Source organism: Acinetobacter sp. 797_lipA (genome assembly GCF_058243025.1).
The window spans coordinates 890,144-912,036 of the sequence record NZ_JBZAYQ010000001.1 but is presented as its reverse complement, the minus strand read 5'-3'; the positions used below and the strand labels follow the sequence as shown (position 1 = coordinate 912,036).

The window sequence follows — 21,893 nt, the reverse complement described above, 5'->3', positions numbered from 1 at the left end:
AAAGATTATGCCGTACAATGTCTGCATTCTTTGAAAATAGCATGTCGCTACGACGACTTTGGAAATAGATAATGAGTAATCAAGACAACCGTCCTGTTATTTTGACAGGCGACCGTCCAACGGGACAACTTCATTTAGGGCACTTTGTCGGATCTTTACGTTCACGTGTGGGTTTGCAGGATTCACACCATCAGCATTTATTATTGGCCGATGCACAAGCCTTTACTGACAATGCAGATAATTTCGAAAAAGTTCGCCGCAATATTCTTGAAGTTGCCACAGATTACTTAGCTGTCGGAATCGACCCAACCAAAACCACCATTTGCGTGCAGTCGAGCTTACCCGCGCTAAATGAACTCACCATGTTGTATCTCAACTTTGTGACCGTGTCTCGTTTAGAACGTAACCCAACTATCAAGTCTGAAATTCAGATGCGTGGTTTTGAACGTGATATTCCAGCTGGTTTCTTATGCTACCCAGTTGCGCAAGCGGCAGATATCACCGCATTTAAAGCAACGGTTGTACCTGTGGGTGAAGACCAAATTCCAATGATCGAACAGACCAATGAAATCGTACGCCGCTTAAACCGTCAGATTGGTCAGGAATTACTGCCTGAGTGTAAGGCTCTGCTTTCCAATATGAGCCGTTTACCCGGCTTTGATGGTAAAGCCAAAATGTCGAAATCTTTGGGCAATACCATTGTGTTGGACGCAACAGATAAAGACATTAAAAAAGCTGTTAATGCGATGTACACCGACCCGAACCACCTGCGTGTTGAAGACCCCGGCCAGGTAGAAGGTAATATCGTATTTACATATTTAGATGCGTTTGATCCAAATAAAGAAGAAGTTGAAGAACTGAAAGCACATTACCGCCGTGGTGGTTTGGGCGATGGTACGGTGAAAAAACGTCTTGAAGGCGTATTGAAAGAGCTGATCACGCCTATTCGTGAACGTCGTATGGAACTTGCGAAAGATCCTGATTACATCATGGATATTTTGAAGACAGGTACAGACAAATGTCGTGATATCACTCAGCAGACTCTAGATGAAGTTAAATCGGGTTTAGGGGTGTTTCATTTCTAAACCCACCTTAAACTAAAACGCATATTTAAGCCTTTCTCACTGAGAAAGGCTTTTTTAATCGCGAAATAAACACGAATAAGCCACATGCATCTCAAAAACTGACATTTAGTGTCGTTTGTTAACCTAAATTTACAGTACTTAACGTGAATACTCATGAAATAAGAACGCGCAGACCTTATGATGAGTTCATAGCTTAGATTAACCCCGAGATATAACATTTCTCCTTTTTACCGAAACTGTGTAACAACAGATTCGTAGTTCTACGCAATGAATACCCCAATCATTGCGTATTTTTTTGCCTAAAATTTATCAAATCACAATTAAACTGCTCTCTCTTTATGTGCCATCAAATTTAGACATTCTGTTTTTTGAATGCTATGCTAAAGCCCAATTTCAATACAATTCTTTTTAAAAATTTACACTTAACTGATAACAGCATAAAAATAGAGAACCTTTAGAATGTGGGAATTATTTACTCACCCATCCAATTTAATTTTTAGTATTTGCCTCAGCCTCATGTTTTTATTGGGACTACTCGAATTGATTTTATTGGTGTTAGGCGGCGGCTCACAAGGCCTACTTGACCAATTCCTACCTGATGACCTAGGCAGTACTAAAGACGTCGACATTGCACTAGATGCCGATCAAGGTTGGCTCAATGCCCTGCTGGATTGGTTATTTATTGGCCGTGTTCCTCTCTTGGTTTGGCTGATTATCTTCCTCACCCTGTATAGCTTAAGTGGCTTTATTCTACAGTCCATTCTTCAAACTTGGACCGGGAGCTATTGGAGTGCATGGATCATGGCACCTCTTTGCCTCGTACTTTCGATGCCTATGATTCGTTACAGTGCCATGCTGATTGCTAAAATTTTGCCACAAGATGAAACCACAGCAATTTACAGTGAAGAGCTGATTGGACGAACAGCACTGATTATTTTAGGAGAGGCTAAAGTTAACTCACCTGCTCAAGCACGAGTTCAAGATCAGTTCGGGCAAACGCATTATGTACTGGTTGAACCTGAAACAGACCTTCATTTTTCTCAAGGTCAAGAAGTCATTTTGACTCAAAAAACCAAGATTGGCTTTAAAGCCATTTCACTTTAACTCTTTCATTTTGTACTTATAACTTTAAATAAAATCGGGACCCTTATGCTCAGCAATAATTTCTATAACATTCTTATTCTTGCAGGGATTATCTTTGCAGCTCTGGTTATTATCGGCATTATTATTGCCCGTCTGTACCGTCGTTCCAGCAAAGAAATCTCTTTCGTACGTACAGGTTTTGGCGGCGAAAAAGTTATTTTAGGTGGCGGTGCAATTGTACTGCCTGTATTACATGAAATTATCCCTGTCAACATGAACACGCTACGTTTAGAGGTTCGCCGTGCTGATGATCAAGCGCTCATTACCCGTGACCGTATGCGCGTCGATGTCATGGCGGAGTTCTATGTCCGTGTGAAGCCACTAGCAGAATCAATTGCAGTGGCCGCGCAGACTTTAGGACAAAAAACCATGTCTCCAAATGAGTTGAAGAACCTTGTGGAAGGCAAATTTGTCGATTCCTTGCGTGCAGTAGCAGCTGAAATGGCGATGGAAGAGTTGCATGAAAAGCGCGTGGACTTCGTACAAAAAGTACAACAAGTGGTGTCCGAAGACTTACATAAAAATGGTCTAGAGCTTGAAACTGTGTCATTAACAGGTTTAGACCAAACAGGTTTCAAATACTTTAACCCTCAAAATGCATTCGATGCCGAAGGTTTAACCAAGCTGACTGAAACAATTGAAGACCGCCGTCGTAAACGTAATCACATTGAACAAGACGCTGACCTTGCCATTAAGACCAAAAACTTAGAAGCAGAACAAGCACGTCTACAAATCATCCGCGAAGAAGAATACGCCAAACTACAACAAGAACGTGAAATTGCAATTCGCCGTGCAGAACAATTGGCTGAAATTGCCTCTCAGGAAGCTGAAAAAAAACGTGAAGCAGAAGAAGCACGTATCGCAGCTGAGCGTGAAGTCGAGTTAAAGCGTATTGGTGCAGCGCGTGATGTAGAAAGCCAAAATATTCAAAAATCACAAATTATTGAACAAGCACAGGTTGAACAAAAGAAAACCATCGAGTTGGCTGAACAGTCACGTGCCATTGCAATCGCTGAAAAGTCGCGTGAAGAGTCTGAAGCCAAAGCTTCTGCTGACCGTGCCCGTGCTGAAGCCGTTAAAGCTGAAGAAGAAGTGATTACCGTACGTGAAACCCAACGTGCTGAGCGTCAAAAAGCAGTTGAATTGGTTGCGGCGAAGCAAGCTGCAGAAAAAGATGCTATTGCGATTACGGTTGCAGCTGAAGCAGGCAAACAAGCTGCTGCCGATGATGCCGAAGCAGTTCGTATTGCAGCGGAAGCTCAAGCCGAACAAGCTCGCTTAAAAGCCAAAGGTGAAGCGGATGCCAAAATACTGTTGGCTCAAGCAATGGAAAAACAATACCAAGTCGACGCAGATGGTACACGTGCGGTGAATGAAGCCAACAACGTCTTATCTCCAGAGCAAGTCGAAATGCAAATTCGCCTAGCGCTGTTAAAATACTTACCTGAAATCATTCGTGAAAGCGTTAAGCCGATGGAAAACATTGATGACATCAAAATTCTACAGGTTAATGGTTTAGGCAATGTCGGTTCAGCTACAACTGGAGGTGATGGTGCGGAATCTTCACAAATTGCTTTGTCTGATCAAGTGGTGAATAGTGCACTACGCTATCGTACCCAAGCACCATTAATTGATAGCTTGATGAATGAACTGGGAATTCAAGGCGGCGACATCAATGGTTTAACCCAAAGCTTAAAACCGCAAAGCAAAGCTCAATAGTAGTTAGACTTACAAGCAAAAAACGCGACGATCTGTCGCGTTTTTTATCATCTATTTTAATATTCAACTTTCAATAAAATACACATTTAAGCTGTTAAAACGATAGACCCTCTAATTCACTCAGCATAGTAAGCCTATCATCTATTATAAAAATTTAAGTTATTTTAGCTTGGTAATCGATTAGCCTACCATCAGAAAAGTCCAAAAGTAATGTAAACATCCTAGACTCTACAATTGAGTGAAAACATTCTAAACCATATGGCTACAACCTTTTTTACAAATAAACTGAGTTGAACCATTTAGTGCAAACGCACCCAAAAGAAACGGATCAATTGCCCACGATCATAAGGAAAATTTGAAAGGTACTCATATCCAACTTTATTTCGTTTGTTGATTTTAATTTCAATACCATACCCAAATGAAATACTGAGTGCATCCAAATCTGAACTATCAAACTCCCCTGTCCCCAATTTATGGCTCAAACCATCCGAGTTGTAGGCCGAGTAGTTAAATACGCGAATATATTCATTCTCATAAAAATCATTATTGATCAATGTATAATCGTTTTCTTCTTCATTATGTTGTGCAGCTAACTGCTGATAATAGTGGAAAATATCATCACTCAAAGACTCCGCCAAATAGACGTCTTCATTTCCAGCATAAGCGCTATTCATCGCCAACCCGAACAAGAACAAGCAGTGGCAAAACAATAAATGAATCGGCTTTAACATCTGCAATACTATGTCTTCAAAAGAATTACTTTAATTATGAATATAGCATAGTCCGCTATAGAAACAGTGTACACTAAATATTTATCGATTCTCAGATTATTAGGTGCATAGTAAATCTTGCTCTAATTTAACCATTTTGTCTTTTGTTCAATATGGCTTTTTCTATGTGGCTGAATATAATTTTCAACTGGGATTAAGTTACTCTAAACCCTTATATTATTTTTTATATTAGAGCAAACCAATATGCTCTCCACAAAAAAGCCGTATGTGCAATTAAGACATACGGATTTTTCCTTTAAAATATAAAAGGCTTAAACTAAACCTTTATCCTTTAAAAGTTGGAACATCGTTGAACCGAGTTCTGCTGGGCTACGCGTGTACGCCATCCCCGCCTTTTCAAATGCTGCAAACTTTTCTTCCGCTGTCCCTTTACCACCAGAAATAATTGCTCCCGCATGCCCCATACGCTTGCCTTTCGGTGCTGTTACACCTGCAATATAACCCACCACAGGTTTAGTCACATGCGATTGAATATATTCAGCTGCTTCTTCTTCAGCCGTACCACCAATCTCACCAATCATGATAATCGCTTCAGTTTGCGGATCTTCTTGGAACAGTTTCAAACAATCAATTTGGTTCATGCCCGGAATTGGATCACCACCAATACCAATACAGGTGGATTGACCTAAACCAAGCTTAGTCGTTTGCGCAACCGCTTCATACGTCAATGTACCAGAGCGAGAGATAATACCAATTTTACCCGGTTGGTGAATATGACCAGGCATAATCCCGATCTTACATTCCCCCGGAGTAATAATACCCGGACAGTTTGGACCAATCAGACGCGTACCATTACCATTGGTTTCAAGATAACGCTTAGCTTTGAGCATGTCTAAAGTTGGCACACCTTCTGTGATGACCACAATCAGTCCAACACCTGAGTCCACTGCTTCAATAATTGAATCTAATACAAACGGAGCTGGTACATAAATCACTGTCGCATCTGCGCCTGTGCCTACAACGGCATCTTTCATGGTGTTGAATACAGGTAAATCTAGGTGGGTTGTGCCACCTTTACCAGGAGTTACCCCCCCAACGACTTTGGTTCCATAATCTAGCGCTTGTGCTGAGTGGAATGTGCCGTTTTTACCAGTAAAACCTTGTACCAATACTTTGGTGTCTTTATTAATTAATACGCTCATATTGATATTCCTTACGCTTTTACTGCAGCAACAATTTTTTCTGCGGCAACCGACAAGCCATTTGCAGAAATAAGTTTTAAACCTGATTCATCAAGTAATTTGGCACCCAATTCAGCATTGTTTCCTTCTAAACGAACAACCACAGGTACGGTCACATTTACTTCTTGAACCGCTGCAATAATTGCTTCAGCAATCATGTCACAACGTACAATTCCACCGAAGATATTAATCAATACCCCTTGTACAGAGGTATCTGCCAGAATAATTTTAAACGCTTCAATTACACGGTCTTTGGTTGCACCACCACCGACATCAAGGAAGTTCGCAGGTTGGCCGCCATAGAGTTTAATAATATCCATGGTTGCCATCGCAAGGCCTGCGCCATTAACCATACAGCCAATGTTGCCTTCAAGCGCGACGTAGTTGAGGTCAAATTCAGACGCTTTCAACTCCCGTTCATTTTCCTGTGACTTATCGCGCAGCGCAGCAATTTCTGGTAAACGATACAGCGCGTTTGAATCGATCCCCACTTTGGCATCGACACATAGGATGTCACCATTTTCACGCACAGATAGCGGGTTAATCTCAAATAAAGCAAAGTCATTCTCGATGAATGCTTGATACGCAGCAGACATGACTTTCACAAATTGATTCACTTGACCATCTTTAAGGTTCAACTTAAATGCAACTTCACGTGCTTGGAATGGCAATAAACCAACCAAAGGATCAACTTCAACTTTGATAATTTTTTCAGGGGTTTCTTCGGCAACCTTTTCAATTTCGACTCCACCTTCGGTTGAAGCCATAAAGGTCACACGACGGCTTGAGCGGTCAACCACTGCACCTAAATACAGTTCACGCTCTACAGGATACACATCTTCCGCGACAAGTACGCTATTTACAGGTTGTCCATGACTATCGGTTTGATAGGTAACAAGGTTGGTCCCGATGATGCTTTTTGCATATTCAGCAGCTTCCGTTGCTGACTTTACAACTTTTACGCCACCTGCCTTACCACGACCACCCGCATGCACTTGGGCTTTCATGACAGCAAATTTTCCGCCTATTTGTTCAAAGGCTTTTACTGCTTCTTCTGGAGTGGTGGCAAGTACGCCCTCTTGGACAGGCATACCATATTTTTTTAATAGCGCTTTAGCTTGATATTCATGTAAATTCATCGACTAACCTTTTTATTACTGCTTATTTACTTTTTGTTGCACCGAAACTGTTTACTATCACAGTAACCATTTTGGATTTTTAAAACTTCTTGTCTTTATTTTTAGATGATTCTTCATGAGAAGACAACACCTGAAACAAAAAAGAGCGACCGTAGTCGCTCTTTTCGTTGTCTTATTTGCGTTTACGCTGAATTGCGTGAATCGCTCGACCATCAACGGCCAAGGCAGCTTCATGAACCACTTCTGAGAATGTTGGGTGACCGAAAGTCATCAACTGTAGATCTTCAACCGAAGATACAAACTCAAGTGCAATCATACCTTGGTGTACGATGTCAGATGCAGCAGGTCCAATTACGTGCATACCCAGTAAACGATCTGTTTTTGCATCTGCAACAAACTTCACAAAACCAGCACCTTCACCTGCAGCTAAAGCACGACCATTTACCGCGAAACCAAATTGACCCGTTTTCACTTCGTGGCCTTTCTCGATCGCTTGCTGTTCTGTTAAACCGACCCACGCCGCTTCAGGGTGTGTGTAAATCACAGAAATGATGGTGTCATAGTTCACTTGAGCTGCATGACCGTGAATACGCTCAACAGCCATTACACCTTCTTCCATCGCTTTATGCGCAAGCATTGGGCCACGAACCAAGTCACCAATAGCATATACGCCGTCAACAGACGTCGCACACCAATCGTTCACATCAACTAAACCACGTTCGGTGAGTTTGATGCCACAATCATCAGCCAATAGACCTTCAGCATATGCACGACGGCCTACACAAACGATCAACTTATCAAACGCTTGAGTTTTTTCTTCGCCACCTTGAGTATATTTAACAGTGACTTCAGAACCATTAACTTCTGTGCCCGCAACTTTAGCGCCAACACGGATATCAAGACCTTGCTTAGTTAAAAGTTTTTGGTAGTCTTTCGCCAATGCTTTATCAGCCATTGGTAAGAATGCGTCCATTGCTTCAAATACAACAACTTCAGCACCTAGACGACGCCATACTGAACCAAGCTCTAGACCGATTACGCCCGCACCAATGACACCTAAACGCTTAGGTACTTCTTGGAACTCAAGTGCGCCTGTAGAGTCAACAATAATGTTCTGATCAACTGGTGCTGATGGAATGTTAATTGGCACAGAACCCGTTGCAAGAATCACATATTTAGGCTCTAAAACTTGAGTTTCACCTTCGTGAGATACAAATTCTACTTTTTTACCTGCAAGTAATTTACCTGTACCTTTTAACCACTCGATACCGTTACCTTTGAGAAGACCATCAATACCCATGGTAAGCTGGTCAACAATTTTGTCTTTACGAGCAAGTAATTTTGCAAGATCAAAGTTCACTTCACCTGTTGTAATACCGTGATCAGCTAAGTGATGTACTGTATCTTCATAGCGGTGAGAAGAATCAAGTAATGCTTTTGATGGGATACAACCGACGTTTAAGCAAGTACCACCTAAAGATGGCTTGCCTTTGTGAATACGTTTTTCGATACAAGCAACTTTAAAACCAAGCTGCGCTGCACGAATTGCTGCTTCGTAACCACCTGGGCCACCGCCAATTACAACAAGATCAAATTGTTGAGACATTTTTATCTCCAAAAATGGGCTTAGAGGATCGCTCTAAGCCCATGTTTTATTCTTTAGAATTAAAGGTCAAGGATCAATTTAGCTGGTTCTTCTAACAATTCTTTGATTGTTACCAAGAAACCAACTGCTTCTTTACCATCGATTAGACGGTGGTCATAAGAAAGCGCTAAATACATCATCGGTAAGATTTCTACTTGACCGTTTACAGCCATTGGACGCTCTTGGATTTTATGCATACCCAAAATCGCAGTTTGTGGTGTATTCAAAATCGGAGTCGACAACAATGAACCGAAAGTACCACCGTTGGTGATTGTGAACGTACCGCCAGTCATGTCTTCGATGCCCAATTTGCCATCACGTGCTTTGTAAGCAAAGTCACGGATACCATTTTCAACTTCAGCATAGTTCATGCGGTCTGTATCACGAAGCACAGGTACAACTAGACCACGCTCAGAAGATACGGCTACGCCGATGTCATAGTAACCGTGGTAAACAATGTCATCACCGTCAATTGAAGCATTAACTGCTGGGTAGCGTTTAAGCGCTTCAGTTGCCGCTTTAACAAAGAAAGACATAAAACCAAGACGCGCACCGTGACGCTTCTCAAATGCGTCTTTGTATTGTGCACGCATTTCCATGATTGGCTTCATGTTCACTTCGTTAAACGTCGTCAACATTGCAGTTTCTTGAGTTGCAGCAAGCAGACGCTCAGCAACACGCTTACGAAGACGTGTCATTGGAACACGCTTCTCAACACGCTCACCCACAGCAACACTTAATGGTGCTGCAGCTGGAGCTGCTGGTTTAGTTTGGTGATTTGCCACATCTTCTTTCGTAATACGACCACCACGGCCTGTACCCGCAACATCAGCAGCTGGAATGCCAGACTCAGTCAATGCCTTACGCACAGCAGGCGCTTGATCAGCAACTTGAGCACGCTCAACGACTGGTGCAGCACCCGCTTCAGTTTGAGTAACTGCTTGTTCTACTTTCGCTTCAGACTGAACTGCTTCAGTTTGCGCAGCGCCAGATACAGCACCTTCTTCAAACTGTGCAATCACTTCATTTGAAAGAACAGTGTCACCTTCACCTTTAATGATCGATGCAATTGTACCGTCAGCAGGAGCAACAACTTCTAAAACAACTTTATCTGTTTCAATATCACAGATCACTTCATCACGTGATACTGCTTCACCTGGTTGTTTGTGCCAAGTTGCGATTGTTCCATCCGCAACTGACTCAGGGAATACCGGTGCTTTAATTTCGGTTGCCATTACTAAGAATCTCCTGTTATTCAGCTACGATCGCTAAAGCGTCATTTACGAGCTGAGCTTGTTGTTTTGCATGCAAATATGGTGAACCACAAGCCGGTGCAGCAGAAGCTTCACGACCTGCATAACTGATACGTACTGGTTTAACCGACTTCATTACATCATCATATAGACGAGGAGCAATAAATAACCAAGCGCCTTGGTTCTTCGGCTCTTCTTGCGTCCAAACAATGTCTTTTACGTTTGGATATTGAGCAAGAACTTCAGCAATACGTTGTTCAGGGTATGGATACAATTGTTCAATACGAACGATTGCAGTGTTATTCAACTCTTGCTCACGACGTTTCTCAAGCAAGTCGTAGTAAACCTTACCACCACAAAGTACTAAACGTGTTACGTCTGCTTTGTTGATGTTGTCGATTTCATCAATCACAGTTTGGAATGTACCATTTGCAAGTTCACTTAAAGTAGACGTTGCAAGCTTGTGACGAAGTAAAGACTTCGGTGACATGATGATCATTGGTTTACGAATTGGGCGAATCGCTTGACGACGTAAAGCATGGAAAATCTGTGCAGGCGTAGTCGGTGTCATCACTTGCATGTTGTCTTCAGCACATAGCTGTAAGAAACGCTCTAAACGTGCAGATGAGTGCTCTGGACCTTGACCTTCAAAACCGTGAGGAAGAAGTAAGGTTAAACCACACACACGCTCCCACTTGGTTTCACCTGATGCGATGAACTGATCAATCACAACCTGTGCACAGTTTGCGAAGTCACCAAATTGTGCTTCCCAAATGATCAAGCTCTTAGGCAGAGTCGTTGCATAACCATACTCAAAACCTAACACCGCCATTTCAGACAACAATGAGTCATAAATAGCAGTACGTGGTTGATTTTCTTTGATATGGCAAAGTGGAATATAGGTTGAACCATCCACTTGGTTATGCAGTTTTGCATGACGGTGTGAGAAGGTACCACGACCAACGTCTTCACCAGTCAAACGAACCAAATAGCCATCATCTAAAATAGATGCATAAGCCAAAGTTTCTGCAGCACCCCAGTTCAATGGAATTTCGCCAGTTTGCATTTTTAAGCGATCATCAATCACTTTTGCAACTTGACGCTGCATCACAAAACCTTCAGGAAGCTCGCGCATTTTGCGACCAAGCTCTTTTAAGCGATCTTCAGAACATGTGGTATCCCATACGTCTGTATAGTCATGCCCTAAGTACGGTGCCCAATCTACAAACATTTTTGTATTTGGTTCAAGTACCAATGCATTTGCAACGTGCTTACCTGCTTCTAAATCAGCACGGTAGTCTTCAACCATTTGATCTGCTTTAGCACGGTCTAATACGCTTTCTTGAACCAATTGGTCTGCATACAGCGCACGCGTTGTCGTTTTCTTGTTGATGACTTGATACATCATTGGCTGAGTTGCAGCTGGCTCGTCCGCTTCGTTGTGACCACGACGACGGTAACAGAACATGTCAATGACAACGTCTTTACGGAAAGTATGACGGAAGTCATGTGCCAATTGCGCAACAAACAATACTGATTCAGGATCATCACCGTTCACATGGAAAATCGGCGCTTGGATCATTTTCGCGATGTCCGTACAGTATTCTGTAGAACGCGCATCACGTGGATCAGAGGTTGTGAAACCGACTTGGTTATTCACCACAATGTGAACCGTACCACCCACAGTATAGCCACGTGTTTGTGACATTTGGAAGGTTTCTTGGTTAACACCTTGACCTGCAAATGCAGCATCACCGTGAACAATTACTGGCAATACGTCATCACCACCAATGTCTTTACGACGTACTTGACGTGCACGTACTGAACCTTCAACCACAGGGCCGACGATTTCTAAGTGTGATGGGTTAAACGCCAATGCCAAGTGAACTTCACCACCTTGAGTCATTACGTTTGAAGAGAAACCTTGGTGGTACTTAACGTCACCAGAACCTTTTTTATGTAAGCTCTTACCTTCGAACTCACCAAATAGGTCTGCTGGGTTTTTACCCATGATGTTTACAAGAAGGTTCAAACGACCACGGTGAGGCATACCAATGACCACTTCTTTACAACCTACAGAACCTGCACGCTGAATCAAAGCATCAACCATTGGAATGAAAGATTCACCACCTTCCACGCCGAAACGTTTTGCACCAACGTATTTATTCCCTAGGAATTTTTCTAGGCCTTCAGCCGCAGTTAAACGCTCTAATACGTGTTTTTTCTGTTCTGCAGTGAAGTTGAATTGACCACGTGCACCTTCAAGACGTTGTTGAATCCAACGTTTTTCTTTGGTATCAACAATGTGCATGTATTCTGCACCAATTGAAGCACAGTACGTTGCTTCCATGGCTTGAACCATTTCACCTAGAGTTGCTTCGTCTTTACCAATCAAAAGATTACCTGTATTGAATACAGTGTCGAAATCAGATTGGGTTAAGCCATGTGCAGCAAGGTCAAGATCCGGCACGATTTCACGTTTTGCCAAACCTAAAGGATCAAGCTTCGCTTTTTGGTGACCGCGGTTACGGTACGCTGCGATCAGTTGTAGTACGCCAATTTGACGACGTTCATGTTCTGTACTAACAGAACTTTGTACCACTGCTTGAACACGACTTGAATTACGACCTAGTAATAAGAATTGCTCACGTACATTGCTGTGTGGTTGATCACCTTTCGGGTATTTATCGAAGTATGCACGCCAGTCAGCTTCTACTGAGTCTGGTGCAGCCAAGTACTGCTCATAAAGTTCTTCAATATACGCTGCACTATCAGCGGAAAGTTCAGTGTCAAGACGCAATGCGTCAGCAACTTCTTGCATTTGTGGACCCATTTCCTATTGCAAAAACATTTCAGGATGCTTTTTAAGCGAACCCATGATTAGTAATGTCAAATTGGTAACATGACATTAGTCCCCATAAGGCGGATGCCATGAGGCGTTATCACTACATTAGAATTACCCAATGTGACAATGAATCATAACGCCCTCAGCGGCATCATCACTCATTCATACCCGGCCAAAACCGAGCAATTTTTTGCAAATCGACTTAGAAAAAATAAGGCGATGCATTATTTTTTCTAAAGCGACTAACCCTTCATTTATACTCGCTCTAATGCGGCTTAAATGTTGAATTAATGTACATATTTAGCGCGCATTTTTTAAATATAAACGTGCAAAAATTTTAACATACTCCCCATATTTCAATTGATTTTTTTGACACATACCTTTCATAAATTGGCGAAATACACATATCAAAATTTCATCTAATATATGGTGCTTTAAATAAAACCGAGTTTCAACGTAGACCAAAGTCTACTCCAAAAAACACATACGAAAAGAGAGCATCATCTTTCAATATGCCCTCCCCATCAACAACATCCATATTAACATCTTCATAACTTTTTTTGCAGACTCATACTTGCACTTATTTATGACATTTGTTTTAAATCGCCGCGCTTTTCACCAATCTGGTGCAATTTATACAAAAGCCACCTATCACAAACAAAAATAGTGCCAACCACACACTTTCATTCAACCTTATTTTTAATTGCAAAAATCTCGCTATAAAATAAAAAAGCACACCCTAAAGGTGTGCTTTTTCTAACTGATAAATCAGTCTACAGATTAACCCGCTACATCTAAAAGCATATTACGGATGTGACCGATTGCTTTAGTTGGGTTCAAACCTTTAGGACATACTGATACACAGTTCATGATGCCTTTACAACGGAATAGCGAGAACGGGTCGTCAAGACGAGCCAAACGCTCTTGAGTTGCTGTATCACGAGAGTCGATGATAAAACGGTATGCATTCAACAACGCTGAAGGACCCAAAAACTTGTCTGGGTTCCACCAGAATGATGGGCATGAAGTTGAACAACATGCACAAAGAATACATTCATATAAACCATCTAAGTGCTCACGCTCTTCAGGAGACTGTAAACGCTCTTTTGGTGGCGCAGGTTGGTTGTTGATCAAGAATGGATGAATTTTGTTGTACTGATCGTAGAACTGATTCATATCCACAACTAAATCTTTAACCACTGGCAAACCAGGTAAAGGACGAACTGTAATCACTTCTGGTAAGTCGTTTAGGTTCCAAAGACACGCTAAACCATTTTTACCATTGATGTTTACACCATCCGAACCACAAATACCTTCACGGCATGAGCGACGGAATGTTAATGATTCATCCTGTACTTTCAATGCAAGAAGCGCATCAAGCAACATACGGTGCTTATCAGTCAACTCTAACTTGAAAGTTTGCATGTACGGCGCTGCATCCTTATCAGGATCGTAGCGGTAGATATTAAATGTACGAGTACCTCTACTCATCTTACTTCTCCCAATTAGAATGTACGTGGTTTAGGTGGAATTGCAGCAACAGACAATGGCTTGTAACGTACTGGCTTGTACTCAAGACGGTTATCGCTAGAGAACCATAATGTGTGCTTCATCCACTCATCATCACGACGACCATATGGGTAAGCTGGGTGATCAGGCGACTCTTCAAAGTCTACAACCGTATGCGCACCACGGCACTCTTTACGAGCTGCTGCTGAAATCAATGTCGCTTTAGCCACTTCATACAAGTTTTCAACCTCTAAAGCTTCTACACGCGCAGTGTTAAATACTTTAGATTTGTCTTTCAAGTGAATGTTGCGTACACGTGGTTCAATCGCCAGAATCTGCTTCACACCTTCTTCAAGAAGTGCAGTTGTACGGAATACACCAGCATGGTCTTGAACGATGTCACGAATTGCATCTGCAACTTCTTGCGCATTTTCACCTGTAGATGAGTCATCTAACTTACGGATACGTGCAACAGTTTGCTCAAGTACAGTCGTAGGAAGTGGTTGGTATTCATCACCGTGATGTTTAGTCACGTAGTCGATGATGTGCTCACCCGCAGCTTTACCAAATACAACCAAGTCTAGTAGCGAGTTCGTACCTAAACGGTTTGCACCATGTACAGACACGCAAGAACATTCACCAATTGCATAGAAGCCTTTAACAGGTTTCGTAAAGTTACGATCGCCCGCATTAGTCGAATAGATATCGCTATCTTTGTCATAATGTGCTGCAAATGCTTCAGTTTCAGAACCTTCAGGCACAACCACTTGACCGTGGATATTCGTTGGAATACCACCCATTTGGTAGTGAATTGTTGGTACAACTGGAATTGGCTCTTTGGTGATGTCAACGTTCGCGAATTTCTTACCAATCTCAAATACAGATGGAAGACGCTTCATGATCGTTTCAGCACCTAAGTGCGTCATATCAAGCAAGATGTAGTCTTTCTTCGGACCACAACCACGACCTTCTTTAATTTCTTGGTCCATAGAACGTGATACGAAGTCACGTGGCGCCAAGTCTTTTAAAGTTGGTGCATAGCGTTCCATGAACGGCTCACCTGCATCGTTACGAAGGATTGCACCTTCACCACGACAACCTTCAGTTAACAATACACCTGCGCCAGCAACACCCGTTGGGTGGAACTGCCAGAATTCCATATCTTGCAATGGAATACCTGCACGCGCAGCCATACCAAGGCCGTCACCAGTGTTGATATAAGCATTGGTTGATGCACGGTAAACACGACCCGCACCGCCTGTAGCAAACAATGTCGCTTTGGCTTGGAATACTGCAATTTTACCCGTTTCTTGGTCAATTGCTGTTACACCAAGAACATCACCTGCTTCGTTACGAATCAGGTCAAGCGCGATCCATTCAACAAAGAATTGCGTACCCATTTTCACGTTGCTTTGATAAAGCGTGTGAAGAAGTGCGTGACCTGTACGGTCAGCAGCAGCACATGCACGTGGAACCGCTTTTTCACCGTAGTTTGCAGAGTGACCACCAAATGGACGTTGGTAAATCGTACCGTCTGCGTTACGGTCAAATGGCATACCCAAGTGTTCTAACTCATAAACCACTTGTGGCGCTTCACGCGTCATAAACTCGATCGCGTCTTGATCGCCTAACCAGTCAGAACCTTTAACAGTGTCGTAGAAGTGGTAGTGCCAATTATCTTCTTGCATGTTACCAAGAGATGCACCAATACCACCCTGCGCTGCAACTGTGTGCGAACGAGTTGGGAATACTTTAGTTAAAACAGCAACTTTAAAACCAGCTTGAGCAAGTTGGTAAGACGCGCGCATACCTGAACCACCACCACCAACGATGACAGCATCGAAAGTTTCGTGTGGAATATTTGTGTAATCTTCTTTAGGGGTTATAGCGCCCATGATCTATTCCTATCAATTCGCCCAAAAAATCTGGATTGCCCAGATCGCATATGCAAATACAGCAATAATTACTGCTGAAGTCAGTACAAGGCGTAAACCTGAAGCTGAAGGACCCATTTGGCGAGTAGTCACATAGTCAGTGAATACCTGCCACATACCAATCCAAGCATGTGCAACAAGAGATAAGACGGCCAATAAAGATAAAATCTTCATTGGAGCTGTCATCATAAAGCCGTACCACTGTTCATAGCTAAAACCGCCATTGCATAGGATCCAACCTAAAACAACAACTGTATAAACCGCTAATACGACAGCACTTACACGTTGGATAAACCAATCGCGAGAACCTGAACCCGTTAAACCAGTAGCACTTTTCATTAGATAACAATCCATACAAATGCCGCAACGATACCGATTGCAGACAAGATCAATGAAATAGTAGCTGCGATACGACCACTTTGCAGTTCTTCAGCAATACCGATATCTGCAAGTAAGTGCTTAACGCCCGCAATAAAGTGGAAAATTAAGCCGGCTACAAATACCCATACGACAAAACGCACAATGAAGCTATTAAAAATAGCCTGAACTTGAGCAAATCCTTCAGGCGAAGACAATGACTTGTCTAAGATCCATAGAAGTACCGGTACGAGTAAAAATACGATGACACCTGATAGACGGTGTAAGATTGATGCAATAGCCACAGGGGATTTTAAGTTTACTTCTAAAACTTGACCCATGGACAAATTGACAGGTCTGTTGCTTTTCACAGCGGGCATCCTGTAAGTAAAAACTCCATCCGGAGTTTGTTGGAATTAATTCGAAGGAAAGCTGGCATTGTTCAGCAGCTACTTTAAAACTCTAAATTAAATAGCGTTTGAACTTAAAACGACACTGAATTATAAGACGTGAACTATCAAAATACAAACAATGCCCTTGGCCTTTTTGCATAAAAATTCTTTAAATAAGAATCATTAACACATAGATAAATACCTTGCGCTACAATACTTTAGCTTCAAATCTCAGCTATATGGTTGGTTTTTATAAAATAAACACCAAATTCAAGCGCTAAAATTTATACAAAAACGGTAAAATTCGACTTTAGACTAAAGATGCACAAAAAAGTCTTGTATTTAAAACTGGCTAATTTCACTGCTTTATTTTAAGCATTTTTTATTTATATATAAAATGTTCATTATTTTATTTTAATATAGTGGCATAAATATGCATGATGTTGGTGCAACAGATTAATCCCCTACAAGATTGAAATATCTCGTAATAAATTTTAATTAAAACAATTTTTTCACATCCGTATAAATAAAAAAGTGACTTATATATCGTTTTCGAAATACCAAATAAGCTATTTTTTATACAATTAAATCATTTTTTTTGAGTCACTTATTGTTTTTAACAATGACTACGAAAGCAGCATTTTCTTTTTAAAATGATGCGTAAGTTACGAGAATCATAATAAATGTAAATATATGACGACTTGAATTCTGTTTCTTTTCAAGCGCTTTTTTCAATATAAAACTGCTTACAATTGCGCCAGCAACATTTTTTATTTATGCACTTGCTCGTTGAATTAACTTATTATAGTGTGTCGGTGCTGTGATTTTATGCAAATTTTAATGGATTAAATCTTAACTATAACTTCGGAAGTCATCATTTTATCCATAAGTATAATTGACAAAATTTCAGCACTCTCTACTCTTAGAGCAAATTTTTAATCCGTCTGATTCGTGCATTAAAAGATGAGTATTTCGAGTCAGATAAATCATTCACCAGGACAGGAGATCTATTGAATGTCTGAAGCAACTGGCAAAAAAGCCGTTTTACAGCTTGATGGCAAAGAAATTGAATTACCAATTTACAGCGGCACATTGGGCCCAGATGTAATCGACGTTAAAGATGTATTGGCCGCAGGTCACTTCACTTTTGATCCTGGTTTTATGGCTACTGCTGCATGCGAGTCTAAAATCACTTTCATCGACGGTAACAAAGGTGTGCTTTTACACCGTGGCTACCCAATCGACCAGTTAGCAACTAAAGCTGACTACTTAGAAACTTGCTACTTACTTCTCAATGGCGAGCTTCCAACAGCTGAACAAAAAGAAGTATTTGATGCTAAAGTTCGTAACCACACTATGGTTCACGATCAAGTTAGCCGCTTCTTCAATGGTTTCCGTCGCGATGCTCACCCTATGGCGATCATGGTTGGTGTAGTTGGTGCGCTTTCTGCGTTCTATCACAACAACTTAGACATCGAAAATGTTGATCACCGTGAAATTACAGCGATCCGCTTAATTGCTAAAGTACCTACTTTGGCTGCGTGGAGCTACAAGTACACTGTAGGTCAACCATTCGTTTACCCACGTAATGACTTAAGCTACGCTGAAAACTTCTTATACATGATGTTTGCTACTCCAGCAGACCGTGATTACAAAGTAGATCCTATCCTTGCTAAAGCAATGGACCGTATCTTCACGCTCCACGCTGACCATGAACAAAATGCTTCTACGTCTACAGTACGTTTAGCTGGTTCTACTGGTGCGAACCCATATGCATGTATCGCTGCAGGTATCTCTGCACTTTGGGGCCCTGCTCACGGCGGCGCGAACGAAGCTGTTCTTAAGATGCTTGATGAAATCGGCACTGTAGAGAACGTTGCTGACTTCATGGAAAAAGTGAAAACTAAAGAAGTTAAACTCATGGGCTTCGGTCACCGTGTGTACAAAAACTTCGATCCACGTGCGAAAGTAATGAAAGAAACTTGCGATGAAGTTCTTGGTGCGCTTGGCATCAACGATCCACAGCTTGCTCTTGCTATGGAACTTGAACGTATCGCGCTTTCTGATGAATACTTCATCAAACGTAACTTATACCCGAACGTAGACTTCTACTCAGGTATCATCCTTAAAGCGATTGGTATCCCGACGGAAATGTTTACAGTGATCTTCGCGCTTGCACGTACTGTTGGTTGGATCAGCCACTGGTTAGAAATGCACAGCGGTCCGTACAAGATCGGTCGCCCTCGTCAGCTTTACACTGGCGAAGTTCAACGCGACATCAACCGTTAATTCGGTCTGCGTTGATAGACAAAAAACCACCCGCATGGGTGGTTTTTTTATATGTTGAATTTTAAATCAACAATTCACAAGTGACACAGTTTAAGTATTAAAAGACCTGAACAGACTCAGGCTGTTTTTAATATTTAATGTAGCTACTTTAAGCTTCAACAACATCGTAGTGTTTTAGCTCAAGCACAGATAAACGTTGCTTTAACTCGGCCAAGGACCACGGCCAAGCCGCGAAGTTACGCCCATTTTGATCTAAATAATAGCTTGAGCAACCACCTCGGTTAAATACGGTGGTTTTCAAATGGGTTTGCACCTTGGCATTGTGATAACGTAGAACATCTCGTTTTACCATCATACGTTTAAAGCCTTGCTGCTTCATTTTTAGTAGACCATCTACAATGTACTGAATCTGAGCTTCAGCAATGCCAATAAAAGAGTCATAAACCAAGATATTTGGGCCCAATACCAAAAAGGCATTCGGCACATTTTCCAAACTTGTACCCAAGTACGCTTCTGGAGAACTTTCCTTCCAAAGGTCAGCCAATCGCTCACCTTGAGCATTCCATACACGCTGGCCAATTGGAAGATGTGCCACTTCAAAACCGGTCCCCCAGATAATGACATCGACCTCAAATCGCTCCCCATTTGCCACAATGACACCCTGTCCATCAATCTCGACCAAACCTTGTGGCAACAACGTGACATTGTCTTGTTGCAGTGCTGGATAATAATTGTTGGCAAATAAAAGTCGCTTACAGCCGATCGAAAAGTTAGGCGTTACGGCTTTACGTAGGGTGTCATCCTGTATTTGCAATTTTAATAATTGACGGCTTAAAACATTGACTGGCTCAAGTAGTGACGGATGACGCAGCCCAAAGTTGATCGCATTTAAAATACTGGAAACACTTTTCCTCCAGCCTTGCTGAATCATCGGGAATTTGGCCACCAGCGACTTCACACTAGCATTCAGCTGCATATCCGCTTTGGGCAAAACCCACGGTGCAGTACGCTGAAATACGATCAACTCTTTCACCAACGGCTGAATTTGTGGAATAAACTGAATGGCAGATGCACCTGTTCCAATCACTGCAACCCGCCTCCCCGTTAAGTCATAATCATGTTTCCAACGGGCTGAATGGAACATTTCTCCTTTAAACCCCTCTATCCCTTTAATTTTAGGTAAGGACGGTTCTGTAATCGGCCCTGTGCTAAAGATCACGGTTCGTGCTTGATATGCCCCCTGAGAAGTTTCGAGTTGCCAAATACTCGCCTCTTCATTCCACTTTGCACTGAGCAACTCATGCTGAAATCGGATTTTGTCTTGCAATTCAAACTGCTCAACCACCTGTTCCAAGTAACTTAAAATTTCAGGTTGTTTCGCAAATAAATGACTCCATTGATGACTAGGTGCAAAGGAAAATGAATACAATGCCGAAGGTACATCACAGCCACAGCCGGGGTAATTATTATCACGCCACGTACCACCGACCCTATCCGCTTTTTCTAAAACCAGATAGTCCTGATAGCCGACTTGTTTCATTTTATAAGCCGCAGCAATGCCAGAAATCCCAGCCCCTACAACAATGGTATCGTAAGTTTGTACAGCTTTAGGACGAAGCACAGCCTTTTTACGGGTCTGCTTAGGTTGAGCTTCCGTACTTTTTGACGTGGTAGTTTGATCTCGCATTTGATCAGACGGCGCTTGCACATCTACTTGCTCGATCTCTAATTGCGTTTCCATATTCATTTTTCTCTATTCTTATTTTGTGATTTGATTAAACAGTGGATAACCCAAACCTAAAAGCTTGACGTATAAGCTTGGCGATGCGCGTTTCATCCACCAAAACAATTTGGCATCGGGTTGTGGAATAGTATAAAGCTTGCCTGCATCTAAGCGATTTAATGTTTTTTTGACTACAGCATCACTGGTGGTAAACGCATGGTTCATCATCAGTTTGTCAGCCAGTCCAGAATAGCGACTTGGCAAACGCCCATTCTTCATAATATTGGTCGGCACCAAGGTCGGGCACAGCACATTGACTGCAATGTTATAAGCATAAAGTTCTGAAGCTAGGGTTTCTGATAGTGCCAAAACACTAGACTTGGTCACGTTATACGCTGTCATCTCAGGGGCTACGGTATAGCCCGCTGCCGATGCCACATTGATAATGGCACCAAAACCTTGCTGTTTAAATTTGGGTACAAAGTAGTGGCAACCATGAATTACCCCCCACAGGTTGACATGCATACACCATTGCCAATCCTCCAGAGACACCTCATCAAACTTACCACCTAGCCCAACTCCGGCATTATTGATGACCAAGGTGACAGGATGTCCCAAAAGCTGTTCCGCTTGCTCCGCCAAAGCGTGTACAGATTCTTTTAATCCAACATCACAATGCACCGCATAGGCTGACGAAGATGTCATCGACTGAATCAAATCTACCGTCTCCTGTGCCGAGCTTAAATCAATATCTGCACAGATGACATCACCACCACGCTTTGCCAGTTCCAGTGCAAAGCTACGACCAATTCCACTGCCTGCACCCGTTACAACTGCGTAAGCCTTTTGACTTGGTTTATTTTTTTTACTCAACAGTCCCATGTCATA

General features: G+C 42.1%; 16 protein-coding genes. 4 read left to right on the top strand and 12 right to left on the bottom strand.

The genetic code is table 11. From position 1 onward, the window contains the following. Positions 1-71: 71 nt before the first annotated feature. From trpS to AC4CU2_RS04380, 3 genes are all read left to right on the top strand, one after another. Positions 72-1,085, top strand: coding sequence for a tryptophan--tRNA ligase (gene trpS / locus AC4CU2_RS04390; protein WP_004695576.1), 1,014 nt, complete (start codon positions 72-74; stop codon positions 1,083-1,085). 459 nt (positions 1,086-1,544) lie between these two features. Beyond that, the gene (locus AC4CU2_RS04385) at positions 1,545-2,189 is read left to right on the top strand and encodes a YqiJ family protein (protein WP_004982725.1); all 645 of its coding nucleotides are present in this window, start codon (positions 1,545-1,547) and stop codon (positions 2,187-2,189) included. 45 nt (positions 2,190-2,234) lie between these two features. Further along, positions 2,235-3,947, top strand: coding sequence for a flotillin family protein (locus tag AC4CU2_RS04380; RefSeq protein ID WP_126037508.1), 1,713 nt, complete (start codon positions 2,235-2,237; stop codon positions 3,945-3,947). A gap of 299 nt (positions 3,948-4,246) precedes the next feature. On the opposite strand, the gene AC4CU2_RS04375 is transcribed toward AC4CU2_RS04380, so the two are convergent. The 10 genes from AC4CU2_RS04375 to sdhC form a co-directional block, all read right to left on the bottom strand. After that, positions 4,247-4,621 (bottom strand): hypothetical protein, encoded by a 375-nt coding sequence (locus AC4CU2_RS04375; RefSeq protein ID WP_490768339.1) that lies wholly within the window; start codon positions 4,619-4,621, stop codon positions 4,247-4,249. Between the two features lie 368 nt (positions 4,622-4,989). Continuing rightward, positions 4,990-5,880 carry a succinate--CoA ligase subunit alpha gene (gene sucD / locus AC4CU2_RS04370; protein ID WP_490768338.1) on the bottom strand — a complete coding sequence of 297 codons (891 nt, stop codon included), beginning with the start codon at positions 5,878-5,880 and terminating at the stop codon, positions 4,990-4,992. 11 nt (positions 5,881-5,891) lie between these two features. Then, positions 5,892-7,058, bottom strand: a complete 1,167-nt coding sequence (gene sucC / locus AC4CU2_RS04365; RefSeq protein ID WP_490768337.1) for an ADP-forming succinate--CoA ligase subunit beta — start codon at positions 7,056-7,058, stop codon at positions 5,892-5,894. Positions 7,059-7,230: 172 nt separating this feature from the next. Continuing rightward, positions 7,231-8,664 (bottom strand): dihydrolipoyl dehydrogenase, encoded by a 1,434-nt coding sequence (gene lpdA / locus AC4CU2_RS04360; RefSeq protein WP_490768336.1) that lies wholly within the window; start codon positions 8,662-8,664, stop codon positions 7,231-7,233. A gap of 59 nt (positions 8,665-8,723) precedes the next feature. Further along, positions 8,724-9,938, bottom strand: a complete 1,215-nt coding sequence (gene odhB / locus AC4CU2_RS04355; RefSeq protein ID WP_062033969.1) for a 2-oxoglutarate dehydrogenase complex dihydrolipoyllysine-residue succinyltransferase — start codon at positions 9,936-9,938, stop codon at positions 8,724-8,726. 16 nt (positions 9,939-9,954) lie between these two features. Then, positions 9,955-12,777 (bottom strand): 2-oxoglutarate dehydrogenase E1 component, encoded by a 2,823-nt coding sequence (locus AC4CU2_RS04350; RefSeq protein ID WP_490768335.1) that lies wholly within the window; start codon positions 12,775-12,777, stop codon positions 9,955-9,957. Between the two features lie 804 nt (positions 12,778-13,581). Then, positions 13,582-14,292, bottom strand: coding sequence for a succinate dehydrogenase iron-sulfur subunit (locus AC4CU2_RS04345; RefSeq protein ID WP_005400410.1), 711 nt, complete (start codon positions 14,290-14,292; stop codon positions 13,582-13,584). Positions 14,293-14,306: 14 nt separating this feature from the next. Continuing rightward, the gene (locus AC4CU2_RS04340) at positions 14,307-16,205 is read right to left on the bottom strand and encodes an FAD-binding protein (RefSeq protein WP_490768334.1); all 1,899 of its coding nucleotides are present in this window, start codon (positions 16,203-16,205) and stop codon (positions 14,307-14,309) included. Between the two features lie 12 nt (positions 16,206-16,217). Then, positions 16,218-16,583 (bottom strand): succinate dehydrogenase, hydrophobic membrane anchor protein, encoded by a 366-nt coding sequence (gene sdhD, locus AC4CU2_RS04335; protein WP_004695554.1) that lies wholly within the window; start codon positions 16,581-16,583, stop codon positions 16,218-16,220. Further along, positions 16,583-16,981, bottom strand: coding sequence for a succinate dehydrogenase, cytochrome b556 subunit (gene sdhC, locus AC4CU2_RS04330; RefSeq protein WP_005400408.1), 399 nt, complete (start codon positions 16,979-16,981; stop codon positions 16,583-16,585). Before sdhC ends, sdhD begins: the two co-directional genes overlap by 1 nt. A gap of 1,026 nt (positions 16,982-18,007) precedes the next feature. On the opposite strand from sdhC, the gene gltA reads away from it, so the two are divergent. Then, positions 18,008-19,282 (top strand): citrate synthase, encoded by a 1,275-nt coding sequence (gene gltA, locus AC4CU2_RS04325; protein ID WP_004695551.1) that lies wholly within the window; start codon positions 18,008-18,010, stop codon positions 19,280-19,282. Positions 19,283-19,430: 148 nt separating this feature from the next. Here gltA and AC4CU2_RS04320 read toward each other — a convergent pair whose 3' ends face one another. Both AC4CU2_RS04320 and AC4CU2_RS04315 read right to left on the bottom strand, forming a co-directional pair. Next, a complete protein-coding gene (locus tag AC4CU2_RS04320; RefSeq protein ID WP_490768333.1) occupies positions 19,431-21,023 on the bottom strand; it encodes a flavin-containing monooxygenase in 1,593 nt (530 codons plus the stop codon). 18 nt (positions 21,024-21,041) lie between these two features. Continuing rightward, positions 21,042-21,887, bottom strand: coding sequence for an SDR family NAD(P)-dependent oxidoreductase (locus AC4CU2_RS04315; RefSeq protein WP_490768332.1), 846 nt, complete (start codon positions 21,885-21,887; stop codon positions 21,042-21,044). Positions 21,888-21,893 lie beyond the last annotated feature (6 nt).